Raw genomic sequence first — 18,914 nt, 5'->3', positions numbered from 1 at the left:
CGTCGGATGACGGCAGTACCGACGCGACTCTCGAGGCTCGCGGTCGCTACCGACCGTAAACGGCTCGCGTATGACTCGGAGTTCGACCGGATTTAAGTCCGTGAGGGTTATTCGGTAGTATATGTCACAGACGCCAGTCGTCGTGAAGGCAGTACGGACGCCACAGGGGAAAGAAGACGGCGTGTACGCCGACGTTCGGAGCGAGTCGCTCTCGGTGCCGCTAATCGACGAAATTCTGGCCGAAACCGGCCTCTCCGGCGAGGAGATCGACGACCTGATGTGGGGCTGTGCCCAGCAGCGCGGCGAACAGGACAACAACCTGGCCCGCGTCATCGCCCTGCTCTCGGAGCTCGGCGAGAGCGTTCCGGCGACGACGATCAACCGCTGGTGTGCCTCCTCGATGCAGGCCGTCATCTCCGCCTCCGACGCCGTCGCGGCCGGCAACCGCGAGGCGATCATCGCCGGCGGCGTCGAGAGCATGAGCCGCGTCCCGATGGGCGGCGGCTTCGACGGCATCAACCCCAAGCTGGCCGAACTGTACGATCTCGGTGATCTCCAGATGGGGATGACCGCCGAGAAGGTCGCCGAGGAGTACGGCGTCAGCCGCGAGGAACAGGACGAGTACGCCGCCCGCAGCCAGCAACGCGCCACCGAGGCGACCGAGTCGGGCCGCTTCGACGACGAGATCGTCCCGATCGAGACCGAGGACGGCACCGTCGAGGAAGACGAGGGGATCCGCCCCGGTACCACCGCCGAAAAGCTCGCCGAGTTGCCGACCGTCTTCAAGGAGGACGGCTCCGTCACGCCCGGCAACGCCTCCCAGATCTCCGACGGCGCGTCCGCCCTGCTCGTCACGAGCGAGGCCTTCGCCGAGGAACACGACCTCGAGATCATGGCCGAAGTCGGCATGAACAACGTCGCCGGCGTCGACCCCACCGTGATGGGGATCGGTCCGGTCCCGGCGACGAAGGGGCTGCTCGAGCGCAACGGCCGCGACATCGACGAGTACGATCTGGTCGAACTCAACGAGGCGTTCGCGAGCCAGTCGATCTACTCCCGCGACGAGCTCGGCATCGATCCCGAGATCTTCAACGTCAACGGCGGTGCGATCGCGATCGGTCACCCGCTCGGAGCCTCCGGCGCACGACTGCCGGTCACGCTGATCAACGAACTCCAGAAGCGCGGCGGCGGCCTCGGGCTGGCGACGCTCTGCGTCGGCTTCGGTCAGGGTGCGGCGATCGAGTTCGACGTCAACTAAGGCAGCCGGTCGATCCGATTTTGCGGTTCTTTCAAACGGCGTAGCGACAGCCAGAGGGGGCGATCCATATGCGGTGGCGCGCGCTGGACCGCGGTTCGCTGACGGCGAACCGCGGGACGATCTCGTGCGAGGGATGAGTGAGGGAAGAATGACCGAACGAATCGGCTGGGGAGGGCGTGGCCCCTCCGTGTTGCCACGATAGCAGAACGCTCACCGTCGTTGCATTCGTTTCGATTCTATCGCGACGGCCAACTCTCGAGGGAAACAGACTACCCGATCACCTCGAGCGAGCAACCGGCGATTTAGCAACCAGCGATTTAGGTAACTCGAGCGCGTCCGTTGACGTATGGACCCGCTGCTGGCGGTACTCGTGGGGATCCCGCTCCTGTGGCACCTCGGGCTCACCGCCGTCGCCTACTACGACGCCGGACGAGTCGGCCTCGAGCCGCCGGAAAAGTGGGCGGCGATCACGTTCTGTCTCCCCCTGATCGGCTTCTTCATCTACCTGTTCGAGCGCAGCGAACTCTCCTACGATCCGGAGAGTGACCCCTATCGGGAGCATAACTTCAACGTCCATCCCTCGAGAGCCGACGACACGCCGCTGCCCTCGCGCGGTGACGACCGACTCTCGCCGGAGAACGGCGAGGAAAAGAGCGACGAGTGACCGGCGGCGGGCGTCCGAGCATCCACAGATTCGACGGGGTCGGTGCTCGGGCGGTCGTGGATTCAAGCCGCTGGCGGACGAACGGAGACGGGATGTCGGACCACGGAACCATCACCCTCGTCCCCAGCGTTCACTTCTCACCGACGCACCGGCGGCGCGTCCGAGAAACGATCCGCGAGACGGCCCCCGATCTCGTCGCCGTCGAACTCGACGAGTCGCGTTTCGACCGCCTCGAGGGAGACGCCGACCCGGATCTCGCCGAACTGACCGGCGAACTGCCGCCGCCGACCGCGGCCGCCTACAGCGCGCTGCGGGCGCTCCAGCGGTCGGTCGTGCGGTTGTACGGCCTCGATCCCGAGTACACCGACATGGAAGCGGCGATCGAGACGGCCGCCGAACTCGAGACCGATGTCGCGCTCATCGACGAACCGATCGGCGAGATCATGCGGGCCCTCTCCCGTCGGCTCGGGCCGCTGACGATCCCGAAAACGATGCTCCGAATGCAGTCGATGGGGCCCGAGGAGTACGCCGATCAGATGACGCTGCTATCGCTGCCGTTCGAGGAGATCACGAGCGGCGACGACGTCCAGCCGGCGATCGACCACCTCCGGCGGCTCCTCCCCGAGGTCGCGACCGTGCTGATCGACCGGCGCGACCGCGCTATGGCGGAGCGACTCCACGCGCTCCGTCGGGAGGGACACGACGTCGTCGCGGTTATCGGTGCGGGCCACCACAACGGTATCGACCGGCGGCTCGAGGAACTCGAGTCGGCGGACGCGGACGCCGCGTCGACCGCGACGGTTCCGATCAGAACGCCGGCTCGGTCGGTGACGCGAATTCCGATTCGGTGAGAAAGCGACCGGGCGGTCCGATCAGTCGTCGGCCGGCGCGCCGCGGCCGCCCTCGAACGCCGCGTCGGGGACCGTCCCGTCGTCGTTCCAGCCCCGTTCGTCGTAGTACTCGGCCAACCCCTGCTCGAAGTCCGGAATCTCGTAGGGCAGGGTATCGTCGCCCCGGTCGAAGCCGCGCTGGTTGTTGAAGTGTCGTTCCATCGCGACGACCTCGCCGCCGAGCGCGAGCAGTTCCTCGTAGTCGGCGTCGAGCAGCGTCTCGAGGCGCTCCTCGGTTATGAAGTCCCGCGAGAACTTGCAGAGGACGGCGCTGTCCTTGATCGCGTTGATGTTCTCGAGTTCGACGAGCTTCGGCGGTTTGTCCTCGAGACCCTCCTTGTCGAAGGCGTCGTCGGCGTCGACGAGCGGGTACTCGTAGGGGTAGAACTCGGCGTACATGTGGTCGGCACCGCGATTTGAGGTGGCGAAAGCGAGTCCCTGTCCGTTCAGCGTGCGGCCGTCGTGGGCGGCGAACTCCATGCCCTTGACCGACCAGTTCTCGACGCCCAGCTCGTCGTGGATGCGGTCGACGCCCTCCGCGAGCGTGTCGCCGACGCCCTCGCGGTGGGCGATCTTCTCGACGAGGTCGTGGATGAGGTCGGCGTTGCCGAACTCGTCCTCGCTGGCGAGGTAGGCCGCGACGGTGTCGCCCGCCGAGATGGTGTCCAGCCCGTAGACGTCGCAGAGCTTGTTCGACTTCATGAGGTCGACGACGTCGTCGATGCCCGAGTTCGAGCCGAAGGCCATCAGCGTCTCGTACTCCGGGCCTTCGGTCTCGAGGCCGGACTCCTCGTCTCGCGTCGGCAGTTTGCAGGCGAACGCGCAGGACGAGCAGGTGCCTTTCTTGTACTTCTTCTCCTCGACGCGATCGCCGCTGATCCCGTCGATCCCCTCGAAGGAGAGTTCGGAGAAGTAGTAGCTCGGCAGGGCCTCGACCATGTTCGCGTACTCCGCGACCGAGGTGGTCCCCTGATCCTTCATGGGGTGTTCGGCCTGGGCGGCCTCGCCGTGGATCTCCATCTGGAGCGGCGGAATCTCGACCTCGCGGGTCGAGTCGCCGTCGAAGGTGATCGCCTTGACGTTCTTCGCGCCGAGGACGGCACCGAGGCCGCCGCGGCCGAAGGCCCGCTCCTCGGAGGTCATGATCGACGCGTAGCGGACCCGATTCTCGCCCGCGGGGCCGATGACCGTCGTGTGCTCCGACCCGAGGCCGCGTTCGTCCTCGATGTACTCGCAGGTCTCGGGGACGGTCGCCTCCTCGAGTTCCGGAACCGCCTCGAACTCGACGCCGTCGTCGGTGACGTGGACGATCACGAGGTCGTCGCTCGCGCCGGTGATTTCGACGGCGCTGTAGCCGGTCCCGGTGAAGTTCCGCGAGAGGAATCCACCCGCGTTCGAGGAGAGCAGTCCGTCAGTGAGCGGCGAGACGCCGGTCGCCGACATTCGGCCGGTGAAGCTCATCGTCGAGTGCTGGAGCGGCCCCGTCGCGAAGTACAGTCGGTTTTCCGAACCCAGCGGATCGGCGTCGAACGGGATCCGATCGTGGGCGAGTGTCGTCCCGAGCGCGCGCCCGCCGATGGCCGACTCGAGGACGTCGTCGATCTCCTCGGTTTCGGCCGTTCGCTCGCCGACGTCGATCGAGCACAGCGGTCCCCGTACGTGTTTCATAGTACCATACTGGTCGACACGGCCGCAAAACGGTGTCGGTTTTTCGGGCGTGTCCGACCGCTGTGAGCGGTTTCGAACGAGGTTCGAAGACGGGGTGCCGACGGTGACGATGTCGGCAGCGTTGGCACCGTCGGCGTCGACGGCGTCGGCGGTGGACTGGCTTTATCTATTCGTGGCGTCTGGTCCCGTGCATGTCGCGGCCGGATCAGCCACTCGAGGAGACGACCATCGACGACATTTACGAGCAACTCGAGACCCTCGAGGAGACGGTCGACACCTCCCACGAACGAACGGAGGTTCACCGGACGATGCGGCTGGTCAGCCGGCTCTCCCACAGCCCGACGATGGAGAAAGTCATCACCGGGTTCACGCGCAAGGACAAGGCCGAGGCGTTCGTGGGCAGCGTCATCGTCGGGTTACCGATGCTGGTCGAGGACGGTATCATGAGCATCGGCGCGTTCCTCGCGACCCACCCGGCGCTGTTGGTGGTGAACCTCGCGTTCACGGTCGCGCTCGTCGTCGGCATCCTCTACGTCGCCGACTTCCGAGAGGTCCAGATCCATAACCCTTACTTCGGGCTGGTTCCGCGCCGGCCCGTCTGGGTGTTGCTGATCGCGTTCGCGACCGCCGCGGGCCTGATGACGCTGTGGGGTCGGGTGTCGTGGGACGAGCCCTGGGTGAACCTCTGTCAGGTCTCGGTCGTCTTCACCGCGATGGCGATCGGCGGCTCGCTGGGCGACATCCTCCCCGGCGAAGCCGAGCACCGGCCGTCGAACGAAGTCTGAGCTGCGGTCGCGGCGGCGACGGGAGACGCTCCTCGCGAACGGAACGTTTTTCGGGATCACGAAGAAGCCGCACCCATGGTCAGTACGGCAATTCTGTTCGCCCTCGCCGCGTTGCTCCTCTACGGCGGCTGGGCGGTAGCCGGTGGCGTCGCGACCCGATCGCTCTCGCCCGTGAACGCGGTGTTTCTCTCCTACGTCGCGAGTATCGTTATCGCCGGCGGGTACGTGCTCTCGCTTCGTCGGCCGATCACCGGAACCCGGGTCGACGTCGGCTTCGCGCTCGTCTCCGGCGGGTTCCTCGCGGCCGCCTCCATCTGCTTCTACGCCGGGCTCGCCCGCGGAAACATGGCCATCGTCTCGGCGATCGCCGCGCTCTACTTCGTCGTCCCGGCGGTCGTCGGCGTCTTCTACTTCGACGCACAGCTCACGGCGACGAACGTCGCCGGGCTGGCGCTCGCGGTGGTCGCCGTCGGACTCGTCGCGACCTGAGCCCGCCGCCACCGCCGCCGGCTCGAGTCGACGGAACCGGGCTCGAGCGTGAGCGAGTGTGCTCGGACAAAACGGCGGTTTCCCCGCACTGCGGGCCGAATGTCACCTCTATTGGCGGACCGTAACGGAGGACTCGGCGGCGACTACACCGGCGTCCCGCACTGCTCGATGGCCTCGCGAACCGCCTCTGTCCGGCCGATGAGCGTGATGTGATCGCCCTCTTGCAGTACGACGTCGGCGGACGGAACTTCGTTGGTCCCGTTCCGACTCACGAGCGCGATGAGGACGCCGTTCGGGAGTTCGCTCCCGACGTCGACGACTTTCTCGCCGATGAGGTTCTCCGAGGTGATTTCGATCTCCTGAACGTCGCCCGATCGACCGAGTTCGGACATCCAGTTCGAGAGCGCGGGCCGTTCGATCACGTTGTCGATCGCCCACGCGGTCGATTCGGCCGCCGAGATCGTCTCGACGCCGAGATCCTCGAACGCCGACGCGTTCGACGGGTTGTTCGCCCGGGCGATCACCGTCTGAACGTCGAAGTTCGATTTCGCGAGTTGTGCCACGAGGAGGTTCACGTCGTCGTCGCCGGTCGCCGCGACGACGATCCGGGCGTTCTCAGCGCCCGCCTCGCGTAACACCTCGACGTCGGTGCCGTCGCCCTGACGGGCGGTGAACCCGTCGTTGCGAAGGTCCTCGAGGGCCGCGGGATCCTCCTCGATCAGGACCACGTTTTCGCCGCGCGCTTCCAGTCGTTGTGCCAGCGAGCGGCCGACGCGGCCGCCGCCGATGATGAGTACACGCATGGGTATCACGTCGAGTTTCTCCGCGATCTGCCGGGCCAGGCCGCCCTCGAGGACGACCGTGACGAGAATGACGAGGAAGACGGTTCCGACGAGCAGGTCCGCACCGGCCGGGTTCGTCGGGGCCGCCTCGGTTTGCAGTCGGATGGCGAACAGGGTCGCGACCGACGCCGGGATGATCCCCCGCGGGCCGACGGCGCTCATGAAGATCGTCTCCCTGAGCGTAAACCGGCCGCCGCGTGCCGAGAGGAAGACCAGGAGCGGCCGCAGAACCAGCATGACGACCGCGACGACCGCCACGCCGCCGAGCCCGAGTGCGAGCAGCTGATCGAACTCGAGCAGCGCCGCGAGCGTGATGAAGACAAAGGAGAGGACGAGCAGCGTAATGTCGCCCTTGAACGCCTCGATATCGTCCTCGTACGGAAGGTTGGCGTTGCCGAGGATCAGCCCGGCCGTCGCCGCGGCCGCGACGCCCGCCTCGGCGAAGATGTAATCGGCCGCGCCAAAGGCGATGATCGCTCCCGCGAGCGTGAGCAATCGCGCGTTCCGCGGCGCGTCGTCGGGCGAGAGATCGACGTACTGGAGAACCGACCAGACGGCCGCCGCGACGACGACACCGACGAGCAGCCCCGTTCCGAGCCGCTCGGCGAACAGTTGTAGATAGATGTCCGCGTGGAGTTCCTGGATGGTCATCGCCTTGAATAGCACGACCGCGAGGATCGCCGCCGTCACGTCGTTGACGATCCCCTCCGTCTCGAGGGTCGCGGCGACCCGGTCCCGGACGGGAACGACCTTCAGAATCGGCGTGATGACCGTCGGTCCCGTCGCGATCAGGAGTGCCCCGATCAACAGGGCGATGTCCCAGTTGGCCCCGAGGAAGAAGCGGACCGCGGCGGCGGTCCCCAGAAAGGCGATCGCCGCGCCGACCGTGGTCAGCCGCACCACGGCCGTCGGCGCTTCTTTGATCTTGGAGATCTTGAGGTGGAACGCCCCCTCGAAGACGATGACGGCGACCGAGAGCCCGACGATCGTCGAGAGGCCGCTCTCGCCGAAGGAGTCGATGGTCAACACGCCGAGCCCTTCCGGTCCGATCGCGACTCCGGAAACGATGAGAAAGAGGACGCTCGGAACCCGAAATCGGGCCGAGAGGAGCTGCGAGAAGACGCCGAGTCCGACGATCGAGGCGACCAGAAGGAGCAGATTGCCGCCGCCTTCTGCCCCGGTCATAGTCGTCGCTGCCGCCGCAGGGCCGATCGACAGTCGAACACCGCTGATACGTCCATTCGTCTCGGTAGAATCAGTCCAGGCGGTTAACTCCTGTGAGAGATGTCCGTACTGTGGTCGATACGAGTCCCCAGGCGTCGACCTCGATCGGACCCGCGAAGGGGTGACGACCGGCCGCCGTCGCGCCGGGGTCGATCAGTCGTCCTCGTAGATCCGATTCGCGCGGTCCTCGAACCGCTCGAGGATGACCCGACGCTTCTTCTTCATCGTCGGGGTGAGCATGTCGTTTTCCTCGGTGAACTCCTGTGGGACGAGTTCGAACCGCTTGATCGTCTCGTGTTTCTCGAAGTTCCGGTTGACGCGGTCGACCTCCTCCTGAATGTGTGCACGGACCCGCTCGTCGTCACACATCGCGTCGGGGTCGTCGGGCAGGTCGATCCCCTCTTTCTCGGCCCACTCGCGGACGTGCGCCGTGTTGGGGACCAGCAACGCGCCGATGAACTTCTCGCCGTCGCCGACGACCATCGCCTGCTCGACGACCTCGCTCGCGGCGAAGGCGTCCTCGAGCGGGCCGGGCGCGACGTTCTTCCCCGTCGAGAGGACGATGATCTGTTTGATTCGGTCGCGGAACTCCAGGTAGCCGTCCGGCCGCAGGTGGATGATGTCGCCGGTGCGGAACCATCCCTCCTCCGTGAACGCGCCCTGCGTCGCGCCCGGCTTGTTCCAGTAGCCCTGCGTGACGTTCGGCCCCTTCACGAGGAGCTCGCCGACCTCGCCGGGGTCGTCGGCGAAGGCCTCCTGATCGGCGACGGTCTCGTCGACGGTCACGTCGACGTTGACCAGCGGCGCGCCGATCGTGCCGATCTTCACGGCGTCCGTCGGGTTCGTCGAGACGACCGGCGAGGTCTCGGTCAGGCCGTACCCCTCGTAGATGGGCAGCCCCATCGCGTGGTAGAGCCGGCAGAGCTCCGGCGAGAGGCTCCCGCCGCCGCTGATGAGTAGTTCGATCTCGCCGCCAAGCGCCTCGCGAACCGTCGAGAAGACGAGCTTATCGGCCAGCGCCTGTTTGGCTCGCAGGATCGGCCCCGGGGAGTCGGCCAGTTGGTACTCGACGCCGACGTCCGTGGCCCACTCGAAGATCCGCTCTTTCGCGCCCGACTCGCTGGCCTGCTCGCGGATGCCGTCGTAGATCTTCTCGTAGACGCGGGGCACGCTCGTCGCCGTCGTCGGGCCGACGGTGCTGAAGTCCTCCTGGAGCGTGTCCGGGCTCTCCGCGTAGGCGACGCAGGCACCGCTCGCGAACAGGACGAAGTGACCGGCCGTCCGCTCGAAGACGTGCGCCAGCGGCAGGTACGACATCGCCAGCGACTCCTCGTCCAGCGTCGGGACGTCGTCTCCCTTGTCCGGGCGCGGCGCGAAGCGCTTCCGGATCCCGTTGACGTTCGACCGGAAGTTACCGTGGGTCAACTGGACCCCCTTGGGCTGGCCCGTCGTCCCGCTGGTGTAGATCAGGCTCGCGAGGTCGTCCGGCTCCGTCTCCTCGATTCGCGCCTCGTATGCCTCGAGGTCGAAACGCTCCTCGCCGCGGGCGTAGACGTCGCCGAGTGTGAGGATGTCCTCGCGGTCGTCGTAGCCGTCGATCTCGTCCATCGAGACGATGAACTCGAGGTCGAGTTCGTCCTCGACCGCGAGAACGTTCTCGAGCAGTTCCTCGTTCTCGACGACGACGCCGTCGGCGTCGGGGTCGTCGAGCAGGTACTCGACCTGATCGGGCGAGGAACTCGTGTAGACGGTGGTGACGACCGCGCCGGCACCCAGCAGCGCGAAATCGCACTGGGCCCACTCCATTCGGGTGTTCGCGAAGAGACCGACCCGGTCCCCCGTTTCGACGCCCAGCTCCCGGAAGCCGGCCGAAAGCGTCCGGACGATATCGCGCATCTCCGCGTAGGAGATGGTCCGGAACTCGCCGGGCGTGGCGGCTGGCAGAACCGAGTCCGTCAGCGACCGCTCGTAGATCCCACCCTTGTACTGCTGGGCCGGCCGGTTCGAATTCCGTTCGGCCGATTCCTCGAACATCCGGGCGAGCGTCGTCTCCCCGATGACCTCGTCCTCGTACTCTCGTTCGGCGTCCCGCCAGTTCATATACGCGTGAGAGTAGCTCCCGTGCGATAAAACGTGATGAAACGGGTTTCATCTGTCGGCGGGTTTATCGCTTCCGTTCGATCCGCCGAAAACGCCACGCTGACGCCATCAAACGGCCTCTCAACGGAAAAGAACTGAACGTTGATTGTGGAGACGACTGCTCCGGATCCTCGTGACGGCGCGTCGCCGGTCTGGGCTCACTCTCGGTGCTCGAGATAGCCCAACACGCCGCGCGCGTTCAGTTTCGCCTCCTCGCTCGATTTCTCCGCTCCCCAGACGTCGGTCATCTCGCTTGCATCGGCGAAGTGTTCGATGACGGCCTCGTCGTCCGCGAGTTCCCGACGTTTGTCCGCGACCGCGTCGACCCACTCCTCGAGGACGGTCGCGTACTCCTCGAGGGCCCGGTCGACGTCGTCGCCGACGTACCGCGGCCCGAAGTGGGGGTAGCAGAAGACGTCCGGATCGAGCGCTCGCAACGTCTCGATATCGTCGAGACACTGCTCGAGGTCGAAGTTCGAGGGCGGCGACGTTTCCCTGATCTCCTCGATCTTCGGGACCCAGATGCCGGCGGCGTCGGCGACGAAGACCGCATCGTTCGCGGGGTCCTCGAAGACGACCTGATGGGGCGCGTGGCCGGGTGCCGCGTGAACGCGCAGTTCGTGCGTTCCGAGCTCGATGACGTCGCCGCCCTCGATTTCGACGAGTCGGTCGTCGGGGATCGGTTTCGGTTCGACGTAGTGCGACCACTGCTCGCCGACGGCGCGTTTCGTCCCGGCGACCAGGCCGGAGGGGTCGATCAGGTGATCGGTCCCGATCGGGTGGACGTAGACGTCGGCGTTCGGGTAGTCGGCCGCGAGAAAGCCCGCACCGCCGGCGTGATCGAGGTGGATGTGGGTCAGCGCGATGACCGCGAGTTCGTCCCGAGCGATGCCGACGTCCTCGAGGGCTTCGCGGAGCAGGTCGTAGTTGGTGCCGATACCGGTGTCGACGACGGCGGGGCGGTCGTCGTCGTCGATGATGTAGACGGCGCCGTACTCGTCCGTGCCGTACATCCCCGTGTCGAGATAGTAGAGGTCCGAACAGTCACCGGTCGTGACTTCGCGGACGTCTCCGACTTCCATATCGATAGCCCGTCATCGCGCGGGATAAAAGCTCGCGTCGCGGCCAGCCGGCGCGAACGCGACGGCTCGAGAGCCGTTACAGACATTACACCCCGTCCTCTTGCACACGGTAGATGAACCGAATCGGTCACGAACTATCACGGCACCCGACGACGAGATGAGCCACGATGCGTCGGATCGGGGTCGCGCTAGCCCGGCCGTCCCGTGGCTCACGCAGCAGTCGGTCCCCTGGATTATCAGCGGATTCGGCGGGCTCTCGGTCGTGTTCCTCGTCGGCTGGTTGATCACGTTCGCGGAGCTACTCGAGATCGCCAATATCCTGCTCAGCGTTACCGTCGTGGGTGGTCCTGCCCTCGGTCTCGTCTGGGGCGGCTATCTGCTCACCCGAAGCGACATCGACGAGAACCGGTACGCTCGCGTTTGCAAGTGGTGTTTCGGCGGTGCAGTCGGTTTTCTCGGGATTAATCTCCTGACCATGCTCGTCGTCCCCTCGACGCTCGCCGGGAACCTCAGCTGGGCGCAGTTCTCCGTCAATGTGGGCGGCGTCGCCGGATTCGCAGTCGGCTACGTCGAAGCGCGAGCGATCCAGCGCGAGGTCGAAGCGACGGCGGCCACCGTCCGCGCCGAACAGCTCGAGGACGAGCGGGCGCTCCTCATGTACCTGAACGACCTCCTCCGACACGAGGTGCTGAACTCCTCGCAGATCATCGGCGGTCACGCATCGCTGTTAGGCGAGCAGTACGACGACGAACGGCTCCGCGACCGACTCGAGACGATCGAAGACGAAAGCGACGACCTCGTCGGCGTCATCGAGGACGTGCGGGCGATGCTCGACGCGAACCGGGGACCCGAAACCGGCACCGTCGACCTCACCGCGTTGCTCGAGTCGCAACTGGCCGAGTGTCGCACCCGGTACGACGACGCCGCGCTCGAGGCGACGCTGCCCGAGGCGGTCGCCGTCAGGGGAAATCGGGGGCTGCAGTGGGTCTTTTCGAACCTCCTCGAGAACGCGATCGAACACAACGACGGCGACGCCCCGCGCGTTCGCGTGACCGTCGACGCGGCGCCCGAGACCGTGACGGTCACGGTGGCCGACAACGGCCCGGGGATTCCCGAGGCGACCCGGGTGTCGCTGTTCGAGCGGAAGTCGACCAATCACGGGCTCGGCCTCTACCTCTCCCGGATCCTCGCGGGCAGGTACGGCGGCACCGTCAGCCTCGCCGACACCGGCCCGGACGGAAGCACCTTCGTCGTCACGTTGCCGCGGGCGTCGTCTCTCGCGGACGCCCCCGAAAGCAACTACGGCGACCCGGACTCGTCGTAAGGCGATCCGAACTCGTCGGCCGACTCCTTCCACTCGCCGATCCCGGACGGATCGAGGTGGACGTGTGCGTCGCCGACGTCCTCGAGGTCTCGCAACTGATCGACCAGTTCCGATTCGATGTCGTGGGCGTCGCGAAACGGCATGTCGCCGTCGACCTCGACGTGGACTTCGACCTCGAGGACGGTGCCGTCGTAGAAGACGGTCAGGTCGTGGACGCCCTCGACGGCCGGGTGGCTCCGCAGGCGGTCGGTGATCTCCCCGCGCTTCTCGGGGCCGGGCGCGGCACCGATGAGGTAATCGACGTTCTCCCTGCCGATCTCGACGCCCTGATAGACGACCAGCAGGCTGACGAGGCCGCCGGCGACGGGATCGAGTATCGGATAGCCGACTAGGACGCCGAGGACGCCGACGATGGCGGCGACCGAGGTGTAGATATCGTTCAGACAGTCCTTCGCGAGCGCCGCGAGCGCGGTCGACTGCAGGCGCTCGTTGATCCGAACGGTGTAGCGGTAGACGAGGTACATGTCGACGATCGCGAAGCCGAGGGCAACGAGGAGCAGGACGCTGAACTCGATGTCGGTGCCGGTGAGAAGTCCCTCGACGGAGCGGTAGAGGAGATTCAGTCCGAGGAGCGCGATGACGGCACCGACGAACAGCGCCGTCAGGGGCTCGATCCGGTCGTGGCCGTGCGGATGGGTCGTGTCGGGCTCGTCGAACGCGCTTCGGCCCCAGACGAGAACGACCACGCTGGCGACGAGGTCCGCGAGCGAGTGGGCCGCGTCCGCGAGCAGGGCGACGCTCCCGAACGCGAGCCCCACCGCCCCCTCGGCGACGATCTTCACGACGTTGCCGAGGACGTTCGCCCACGACGCTCGCGCGAACCCGCTCCGCCCGCCGTCCCCGCCAGCGTCTCCGGTCATGGCTCGGTTTAGAGGCAGTCTAACCTTGGCTCTTTTCCTTCCGCGACTCGAGGCGCTCGAGCACGATTCGGGGCCGCGGAACGACTCCGAAACGAATCGATGACGGCATCCGGAACCCTCATTGCGTGCCCGCGAGAGGTGGCAGATGATCGGGCGATGGGGCCCGCCTGACCCAACTGCCGGGCGAGACGCACCGGTCCGTGTTCGGCGTCGATACCAGCGCGCCAGGATCCGACGAGCGTCGGTCGGCTGATACGGACTGCTGTAACGGTTTCCCGCGCACCTGCACGGCGGTCGCAGGCGCGCTGAAATGGCGTCCAGTAGTTCGTATGACGGTCCCTCCGTGACCTGACCACTCAGCCATGGCAGACGCACACCCGCTCGTTCGACTCGAGACGCTCGCGCTGATCGCCGTCGGCGGCTTCGCCGGCTCGAACCTCCGGTTTCTCGCGATGGAAGCGCTCCCGGACGTTCCCTCGATCGTTCTCGTCAACGCCGCCGGGAGCGCCGTCCTCGGATTTCTGGTCTACGAGGCGGAGTACGCGGGTCACATCGGCTCGCGGGCCCGCCTCGTCTTCGCGACGGGATTTCTCTCCTCGCTGACGACCTACAGCACGTTCGCGCTCCAGACCGCGCTCGCGTCGAAGCCGCTCGCGCTGGTCGGCATCGTCGCCGCGAACTACGGACTCGGGCTGCTCGGCGTGCTCGCGGGGCGAGCGCTCGCGCGTCGAGTCGGTGAACCCCGGACCGTCGAGGGTGAGACGGCGTGAGTGCGATGCTTCTCGAGGGAGTCGCCACCGCCCGACTGCTCGCCGAGACAGCAGTCTCTCTCACCAGCGCAGCCGTCACCGTCGACCTCGAGCCGGCCCACCTCGTCGGCACCGGCGGCGCGATCGGCGCGATCCTCCGCTACTGGGTCGGTCAGCGGGTCTCGGATCGGGCCTCGAGCGATCGATTCCCGCTGGCGACGTTCGCGGTCAACGTCGTCGGCAGTCTCGTCTTCGGGCTCGCAATCTTCGCGGGCGCGAGCGAGTCGACGCTTCAGCTCGTCGGCACCGGGATCTGTGGCTCGTTTACGACGTTCTCCACGTTTTCGGTCGAAACGGTCCGATTGTACGAACGCGGGGAGCGGATCCTCGCGGTCGGCAACGCCGCGGCCACCCTCGCCTGTTCGCTCGCGGCGATCGGCCTCGCGTGGGTCCTCGTCACGGCGAGTCCGCTCTGAGTGACAGTCGAAAAACGGCCTCCTGGAGCGATCCCGGCGAAACACGTTAGCGATCGGCCAGAAATGGTACCAATACACACGCCATCGAGCGATGCGTTCGCGTTGGACCCGCGGTAGGTTTATGTCCGGACTACGTCATTCGCCGCTATGGAGGCTCGCCAAACCGCGTGGCGCATCTACCGCGAGTCGCTGCCGATTCTCGCGGTCAGCCTCGCCGGCGGGATCTTCGCGGGGTCGGTACTCGGCTCCGATGGGATGACGGCCGGCTTCGAGCGGTTCCCCGGAATGCTGTTGTTGCTCCCCGCGTTCCTCGCGACCCGGGGGAACGTCTACGGCGCGCTGGGCGCGCGCATCTCGAGCGGGCTCCACCAGGGGCTGATCGACCCGTCGTTCTCGTGGAACCGGCGGCTCGTCAACGCGGTCGCCGCCTCCTTCATCAACGGGATCGGTATCTCGGTGTTCATCGCGTTCCTCTCGTGGGGCATTCTGCGGGTGCTGGGACGCGAGTCCGCGCGGCTCGTCGAACTCGTCGGAATCATGCTCGTCTCCGGCGTCCTGACTTCCTTCACCCTGATCTTCGGCCTGCTGGCGCTGGTGTTCGCGAGCTACGAGTACGGTCTCGATCCGGACAACCTGATCGGGCCGATCGTCACCACGCTCGGCGACGTCTTCGGCGTCGTCTTCCTCTTCGTCGCGCTCACCGTCGTGGGGGTGGTGTTCTGATGGCGGCCGCGGACCCCGACGACCCGCTCGACGCCTGGACGATCCGACACATCGTCCTGACGATGTTTCCCATCCTGCTCGTCCTCTCGATGCTCGAGATGGGGTCGGGGTACATCTTGGAGGAACTCGAGGAGACCTACCTCGCGAACCCGACGCTGCTCGTGCTCGTCCCCGTGATGATCGGGATGGGCGGCAACCTCGGCGCGATCCTCTCCTCGCGGCTCTCGACGCGGCTGCATCTCGGGCTGCTCGAGTTCGATCCCCGAGACGAGGTGCTCTGGACGAACATCCTGGCGATTCTGGGGCTCGCGGCGACGATATTCTCGGCGCTGGGTATCGCCGCCTGGCTCGTCGGCCGGGTCATCGCCGAACCGATGGCGCTCGTCGACCTCATGCTCATCTCGGTGGTCAGCGGCATGCTGCTGGCCGTCATCGCGGTCGTGCTCAGTATCGGTGCGACCTACGTCTCCTACACGCAGGGACTGGATCCCGACGATACGACGATCCCGGTCGTCACGAACCTCTGTGATATTCTCGGCGTCATCGTCCTGTCGGGAGTCGCGATCGTCGTCCTGAACTGAGATCGAACTCACCCGTGCGAGACGAGCTCGGACGGTCCGGAGACTCGCGTCTCGGTGATTAGCGGGCTCGAGAAGGGACCGTTCTCCCGTCGTATCTTCACCTTATGACTAGAGGCACTTAAAGAACGAACGGGAGCAGCGGTCCGTCGCGACGAAGGTAAATCGGGGCTACGCGGCCGCGAGTTCCCGGAAGTCCGCAGCGGCGGTCCGAGTCCCTTTCGAGATGAGCACGTCGCCGCCGCGTAACTCGGCGTCGGCGTCCGCGACCAGCAGCCACCCCTCGCTGGGTCTGCGGATGGCGATCACCGACATCGTCGACTCGGCGTCGGGAACGCCGGCGGTGACCGCCGTGCCGTCGAGTTCGCTCCCCGTCTCGACCACGACGCGGGTGATGATCTCGTCGCTCTCCTGGACGGCCAGTTGCACGACCGGGTGGACGTCGATGTCCCGCAGGACGCCCTCGCTGATCTCGATCGCGGTGTCGCTGATCCGCTCCGTACTGCTGCCTAACTGGATCAGCCCCCGCAAGGCGACCGGATCCGGCGCGTCGGCGGCCGCCCGCAGCGTCCACGCCTCGAATCGCGACTGCATCGCGTCGACCTCGACCTCGAGGTTGCGGACCTCCTCGGCGAGCTCCTCGCTGTCGAACAGCACGCTGCTGTAGGCCAGATCGACCGCGAGCTCGGAGAAGTCCTTCATGTGGATGATGGTGTCGACCGCCCGCTCCAGATCGTCGATGTCGGCCGTCTCGACGGAGGGGGCCTCGTAGACCTCGCCGGTCAGCGTCTCGTAAACGTCGCCGATCGACGAGTCGGGGCCCCGAAGAAACGCCACGTCGTCCGCCTCGACGCGCGTGTTCGGGCCGGGGTTGAGCAGCCACTCGTTCCCCCGCCGGAGCGCGATCGCACGCACGCCCGTCTCCGACTCGAGGTCGATCTCTTTCAGCGTTCGCCCGGCGTAGGAGGAGTCCGAGGCGACGACGCCCCGAACGAGAGTACCAGCCGCGTCCGGCAGCGCCGCTCGCATCGCTTCGGGCAGCCCCACGTCCTCGAGGACGATCTTCGCGATGTCGCCGGCGGCGTCGCTGATCCCGTCGGCCGCGCCCACGATCCCGAGGACGGGCGCGAGCTGTTCCGCGTCCGCGGGCTTTCGCGCGGCCATCAGGAGGCTCATCCGCGCGCGCAACTCGAGGACGTCCATCCGCTCTTCCAGCCGGAGCACCTCCGTCGCGAGCGGCTCGCTCTGGTGGAGCACCGCCGAGTACGAGAGGTCGATCAACAGCTCCGCCGTGTCCTTCATCTCCACGAGCACGTCCTTGACGCTGACGGGCTCGTACTCGATCGACGCCGACGACAGCTCGCCCTCGAGCGGGTCCATACCGTGAGAGTCGGCTCGCCGACGAAAAAAGCGTTTCCCGCCGACGGCTCGAGCGAACGAGGGGGAGGCGGCCTTCCGACACGGTTTTGCCCGGGCGCAAAGAACGCACGAGCAAGACCAATGCTCGACCGGACCTATCTGCGCGAGAACCCCGACGAGGTGCGCGAGGCCTTAGAGAACCGCGGGGCCGACGTCGACCTCGACGAGCTACTCGAACTCGACGAGCGGTGGCGCGAACTGAAGGCTCGCGGCGACGACCTGCGCCACGATCGCAACCAGATCACCAAGAAGATCGGCACGCTCGTCGCCGACGGGAAAGACGAGGAACGCGAGGAAGCCATCGAGCGTTCCCGGGAGCTCAAAGCCGAGATCGAGGAGGTCGAGGAAGAGGGGGTCGCCCTCGAGGAGGAACTCAGAGAACGGATGCTCGAGATCCCGCAGGTCCCCCACGAGAGCGTTCCGCTGGGAATCGACGAGCGGCACAACGTCGAGGACCGGCGCTGGGGATTCGACGACTCGCACGAGTTGCCCGACGAGGTCACGCCCCACTACGACCTCGGCGAGGAACTCGACATCATCGACGAGGAACGCGCCGCCAAGACGACCGGTGCCGGCTTCTACTTCCTCAAAGGCGAGGGCGCACAGCTCGAGCACGCCCTGATCCAGTTCATGCTGGACCTCCACCGCGAGCAGGGCTACGTCGACCTCTTTCCGCCGATTCCGGTCAAGAGCGCCTCCATGCGCGGCACCGGCCAGCTCCCGAAGTTCGCCGACGACGCCTACCGACTGGGCGGCAGCAACGAGGAGGAGTACGACGAAGACGACCTCTGGCTCTGCCCCACCGCGGAGGTGCCGGTCACCAACATGTACGCGAACGAGATCCTCCTCGACGACGATCTCCCGCTCAAACACCAGGCTTACACCCCCAACTTCCGGCGCGAGGCCGGCGAACACGGCACCGAAACGCGGGGCATCGTCCGCGTCCACCAGTTCAACAAGGTCGAACTCGTCAACTTCGTCGAACCCGAGGAGAGCTACGACCGCCTCGAGAACCTCCTCGAAGAAGCCGAGGAAGTCCTCAAACAGCTCGGGCTCCCCTACCGCATCCTCGAACTCTGTACCGGCGATCTGACCTTCGCCAGCGCCAAGACCTACGACATCGAGGTCTGGGCCCCCGGCGACGACATGGACGACGGTCCCGAGGAAGGCGGCCGCTGGCTCGAGGTCTCGAGCGCGTCGAACTTCGAGGACTTCCAGGCCCGCCGCGCCGGCCTGCGCTACCGGCCCGAACGTCACGAGTCGGCCGACTACCTGCACACACTGAACGCCTCCGGGCTGGCGATTCCCCGGGTTATGGTGGCGCTCCTCGAGTACTACCAGAACGAGGACGGCACGGTGACGATCCCCGAACCCCTGCAGCCGTACATGGGCGGGAAAGAGGTCATCGAGGGCCACGAGAAGGTCGGCGAGGCCGCGCTCGGTGCAGGCGAACGAGAGTGACGAATCGAAACGGAACACAGTAGCTCACTTTTCGAACGCGTTTCGCGCCCGCTAGAACCGGGCTTCGTCACGGCCGCCGAATCGCTCGACTGCGTTTCGTGTGTCTTCGTCCGCGTCAGGTGATAAGATTCCCACGAGACGCTTCGGTTCCGGCTCTCGAGCCGCGGCCGCATACGATTTGAACGCTCACAGACAAACAGCTAGTGACAGGCTGGACTAGCAG

17 protein-coding genes are annotated in these 18,914 nt (G+C 66.3%); 11 read left to right on the top strand and 6 right to left on the bottom strand.

Annotated features, from left to right (window positions below; all coding sequences use genetic code 11):
- Window positions 1-121 precede the first annotated feature (121 nt).
- The 3 genes from AC0QDI_RS19570 to AC0QDI_RS19560 all read left to right on the top strand — a co-directional run bounded on the left by AC0QDI_RS19570 (window position 122) and on the right by AC0QDI_RS19560 (window position 2,773).
- A complete protein-coding gene (locus AC0QDI_RS19570; protein WP_474671021.1) occupies window positions 122-1,258 on the top strand; it encodes a thiolase family protein in 1,137 nt (378 codons plus the stop codon).
- Between the two features lie 346 nt (window positions 1,259-1,604).
- The gene (locus tag AC0QDI_RS19565) at window positions 1,605-1,922 is read left to right on the top strand and encodes a hypothetical protein (RefSeq protein ID WP_474671019.1); all 318 of its coding nucleotides are present in this window, start codon (window positions 1,605-1,607) and stop codon (window positions 1,920-1,922) included.
- Between the two features lie 92 nt (window positions 1,923-2,014).
- A complete protein-coding gene (locus tag AC0QDI_RS19560; protein ID WP_474671017.1) occupies window positions 2,015-2,773 on the top strand; it encodes a TraB/GumN family protein in 759 nt (252 codons plus the stop codon).
- Window positions 2,774-2,794: 21 nt separating this feature from the next.
- Here the strand turns inward: AC0QDI_RS19560 and AC0QDI_RS19555 are convergent, their stop codons facing one another.
- Window positions 2,795-4,480, bottom strand: coding sequence for an aldehyde ferredoxin oxidoreductase family protein (locus AC0QDI_RS19555; protein WP_474671016.1), 1,686 nt, complete (start codon window positions 4,478-4,480; stop codon window positions 2,795-2,797).
- A 191-nt stretch (window positions 4,481-4,671) separates the two neighbouring features.
- Between AC0QDI_RS19555 and AC0QDI_RS19550 the strand changes: the two genes are divergently transcribed.
- The gene (locus AC0QDI_RS19550) at window positions 4,672-5,265 is read left to right on the top strand and encodes a DUF2391 family protein (RefSeq protein ID WP_474671015.1); all 594 of its coding nucleotides are present in this window, start codon (window positions 4,672-4,674) and stop codon (window positions 5,263-5,265) included.
- Between the two features lie 75 nt (window positions 5,266-5,340).
- The gene (locus tag AC0QDI_RS19545; protein ID WP_474671013.1) at window positions 5,341-5,754 is read left to right on the top strand and encodes an EamA family transporter; all 414 of its coding nucleotides are present in this window, start codon (window positions 5,341-5,343) and stop codon (window positions 5,752-5,754) included.
- A gap of 143 nt (window positions 5,755-5,897) precedes the next feature.
- Here the strand turns inward: AC0QDI_RS19545 and AC0QDI_RS19540 are convergent, their stop codons facing one another.
- The 3 genes from AC0QDI_RS19540 to AC0QDI_RS19530 all read right to left on the bottom strand — a co-directional run bounded on the left by AC0QDI_RS19540 (window position 5,898) and on the right by AC0QDI_RS19530 (window position 11,041).
- On the bottom strand, window positions 5,898-7,781 hold the full coding sequence (locus tag AC0QDI_RS19540) for a cation:proton antiporter domain-containing protein (RefSeq protein WP_474671011.1): 1,884 nt from the start codon (window positions 7,779-7,781) through the stop codon (window positions 5,898-5,900).
- A gap of 192 nt (window positions 7,782-7,973) precedes the next feature.
- The gene (locus tag AC0QDI_RS19535) at window positions 7,974-9,920 is read right to left on the bottom strand and encodes an AMP-dependent synthetase/ligase (protein WP_474671009.1); all 1,947 of its coding nucleotides are present in this window, start codon (window positions 9,918-9,920) and stop codon (window positions 7,974-7,976) included.
- Window positions 9,921-10,117: 197 nt separating this feature from the next.
- Window positions 10,118-11,041: an MBL fold metallo-hydrolase gene (locus tag AC0QDI_RS19530; RefSeq protein ID WP_474671007.1), complete on the bottom strand. Its 924-nt coding sequence runs from the start codon at window positions 11,039-11,041 to the stop codon at window positions 10,118-10,120.
- A gap of 157 nt (window positions 11,042-11,198) precedes the next feature.
- Here AC0QDI_RS19530 and AC0QDI_RS19525 point away from each other — a divergent pair, with 157 nt between their 5' ends.
- Window positions 11,199-12,365, top strand: coding sequence for an ATP-binding protein (locus tag AC0QDI_RS19525; protein ID WP_474671006.1), 1,167 nt, complete (start codon window positions 11,199-11,201; stop codon window positions 12,363-12,365).
- Here the strand turns inward: AC0QDI_RS19525 and AC0QDI_RS19520 are convergent.
- On the bottom strand, window positions 12,341-13,285 hold the full coding sequence (locus AC0QDI_RS19520; RefSeq protein WP_474671005.1) for a cation diffusion facilitator family transporter: 945 nt from the start codon (window positions 13,283-13,285) through the stop codon (window positions 12,341-12,343). The two genes, AC0QDI_RS19525 and AC0QDI_RS19520, sit on opposite strands and share 25 nt — an antisense overlap.
- Before the next feature lie 362 nt (window positions 13,286-13,647).
- Here AC0QDI_RS19520 and AC0QDI_RS19515 point away from each other — a divergent pair, with 362 nt between their 5' ends.
- The 4 genes from AC0QDI_RS19515 to AC0QDI_RS19500 all read left to right on the top strand — a co-directional run bounded on the left by AC0QDI_RS19515 (window position 13,648) and on the right by AC0QDI_RS19500 (window position 15,814).
- Window positions 13,648-14,055 carry a CrcB family protein gene (locus AC0QDI_RS19515; RefSeq protein WP_474671003.1) on the top strand — a complete coding sequence of 136 codons (408 nt, stop codon included), beginning with the start codon at window positions 13,648-13,650 and terminating at the stop codon, window positions 14,053-14,055.
- Window positions 14,056-14,060: 5 nt separating this feature from the next.
- Complete coding sequence (gene crcB, locus AC0QDI_RS19510; protein ID WP_474671406.1) at window positions 14,061-14,510, top strand: fluoride efflux transporter CrcB; 450 nt, start codon at window positions 14,061-14,063, stop codon at window positions 14,508-14,510.
- A 147-nt stretch (window positions 14,511-14,657) separates the two neighbouring features.
- Window positions 14,658-15,233, top strand: coding sequence for a magnesium transporter (locus tag AC0QDI_RS19505; protein ID WP_474671001.1), 576 nt, complete (start codon window positions 14,658-14,660; stop codon window positions 15,231-15,233).
- Window positions 15,233-15,814, top strand: a complete 582-nt coding sequence (locus AC0QDI_RS19500) for a magnesium transporter (protein WP_474671000.1) — start codon at window positions 15,233-15,235, stop codon at window positions 15,812-15,814. Before AC0QDI_RS19505 ends, AC0QDI_RS19500 begins: the two co-directional genes overlap by 1 nt.
- Before the next feature lie 168 nt (window positions 15,815-15,982).
- Here the strand turns inward: AC0QDI_RS19500 and AC0QDI_RS19495 are convergent, their stop codons facing one another.
- Window positions 15,983-17,191 (bottom strand): potassium channel family protein, encoded by a 1,209-nt coding sequence (locus AC0QDI_RS19495; RefSeq protein WP_474670999.1) that lies wholly within the window; start codon window positions 17,189-17,191, stop codon window positions 15,983-15,985.
- 120 nt (window positions 17,192-17,311) lie between these two features.
- Here AC0QDI_RS19495 and serS point away from each other — a divergent pair, with 120 nt between their 5' ends.
- Complete coding sequence (serS, locus tag AC0QDI_RS19490; protein WP_474670998.1) at window positions 17,312-18,691, top strand: serine--tRNA ligase; 1,380 nt, start codon at window positions 17,312-17,314, stop codon at window positions 18,689-18,691.
- Window positions 18,692-18,914: the final 223 nt, after the last annotated feature.

The sequence above is a fragment of the Natrinema sp. LJW11 genome (assembly GCF_056135975.1).
This window is presented reverse-complemented; position numbering and strand designations above follow the sequence as displayed.

What these genes read in the sequence shown, in the direction of transcription:
- AC0QDI_RS19570 (WP_474671021.1), top strand. Translation starts at nt 122, where the DNA reads ATGTCACAGACGCCAGTCGTCGTGAAGGCAGTACGGACGCCACAGGGG.
- AC0QDI_RS19565 (WP_474671019.1), top strand. Translation starts at nt 1,605, where the DNA reads ATGGACCCGCTGCTGGCGGTACTCGTGGGGATCCCGCTCCTGTGGCAC.
- AC0QDI_RS19560 (WP_474671017.1), top strand. Translation starts at nt 2,015, where the DNA reads ATGTCGGACCACGGAACCATCACCCTCGTCCCCAGCGTTCACTTCTCA.
- AC0QDI_RS19555 (WP_474671016.1), bottom strand. Translation starts at nt 4,480, where the DNA reads ATGAAACACGTACGGGGACCGCTGTGCTCGATCGACGTCGGCGAGCGA.
- AC0QDI_RS19550 (WP_474671015.1), top strand. Translation starts at nt 4,672, where the DNA reads ATGTCGCGGCCGGATCAGCCACTCGAGGAGACGACCATCGACGACATT.
- AC0QDI_RS19545 (WP_474671013.1), top strand. Translation starts at nt 5,341, where the DNA reads ATGGTCAGTACGGCAATTCTGTTCGCCCTCGCCGCGTTGCTCCTCTAC.
- AC0QDI_RS19540 (WP_474671011.1), bottom strand. Translation starts at nt 7,781, where the DNA reads ATGACCGGGGCAGAAGGCGGCGGCAATCTGCTCCTTCTGGTCGCCTCG.
- AC0QDI_RS19535 (WP_474671009.1), bottom strand. Translation starts at nt 9,920, where the DNA reads ATGAACTGGCGGGACGCCGAACGAGAGTACGAGGACGAGGTCATCGGG.
- AC0QDI_RS19530 (WP_474671007.1), bottom strand. Translation starts at nt 11,041, where the DNA reads ATGGAAGTCGGAGACGTCCGCGAAGTCACGACCGGTGACTGTTCGGAC.
- AC0QDI_RS19525 (WP_474671006.1), top strand. Translation starts at nt 11,199, where the DNA reads ATGAGCCACGATGCGTCGGATCGGGGTCGCGCTAGCCCGGCCGTCCCG.
- AC0QDI_RS19520 (WP_474671005.1), bottom strand. Translation starts at nt 13,285, where the DNA reads ATGACCGGAGACGCTGGCGGGGACGGCGGGCGGAGCGGGTTCGCGCGA.
- AC0QDI_RS19515 (WP_474671003.1), top strand. Translation starts at nt 13,648, where the DNA reads ATGGCAGACGCACACCCGCTCGTTCGACTCGAGACGCTCGCGCTGATC.
- crcB (WP_474671406.1), top strand. Translation starts at nt 14,061, where the DNA reads ATGCTTCTCGAGGGAGTCGCCACCGCCCGACTGCTCGCCGAGACAGCA.
- AC0QDI_RS19505 (WP_474671001.1), top strand. Translation starts at nt 14,658, where the DNA reads ATGGAGGCTCGCCAAACCGCGTGGCGCATCTACCGCGAGTCGCTGCCG.
- AC0QDI_RS19500 (WP_474671000.1), top strand. Translation starts at nt 15,233, where the DNA reads ATGGCGGCCGCGGACCCCGACGACCCGCTCGACGCCTGGACGATCCGA.
- AC0QDI_RS19495 (WP_474670999.1), bottom strand. Translation starts at nt 17,191, where the DNA reads ATGGACCCGCTCGAGGGCGAGCTGTCGTCGGCGTCGATCGAGTACGAG.
- serS (WP_474670998.1), top strand. Translation starts at nt 17,312, where the DNA reads ATGCTCGACCGGACCTATCTGCGCGAGAACCCCGACGAGGTGCGCGAG.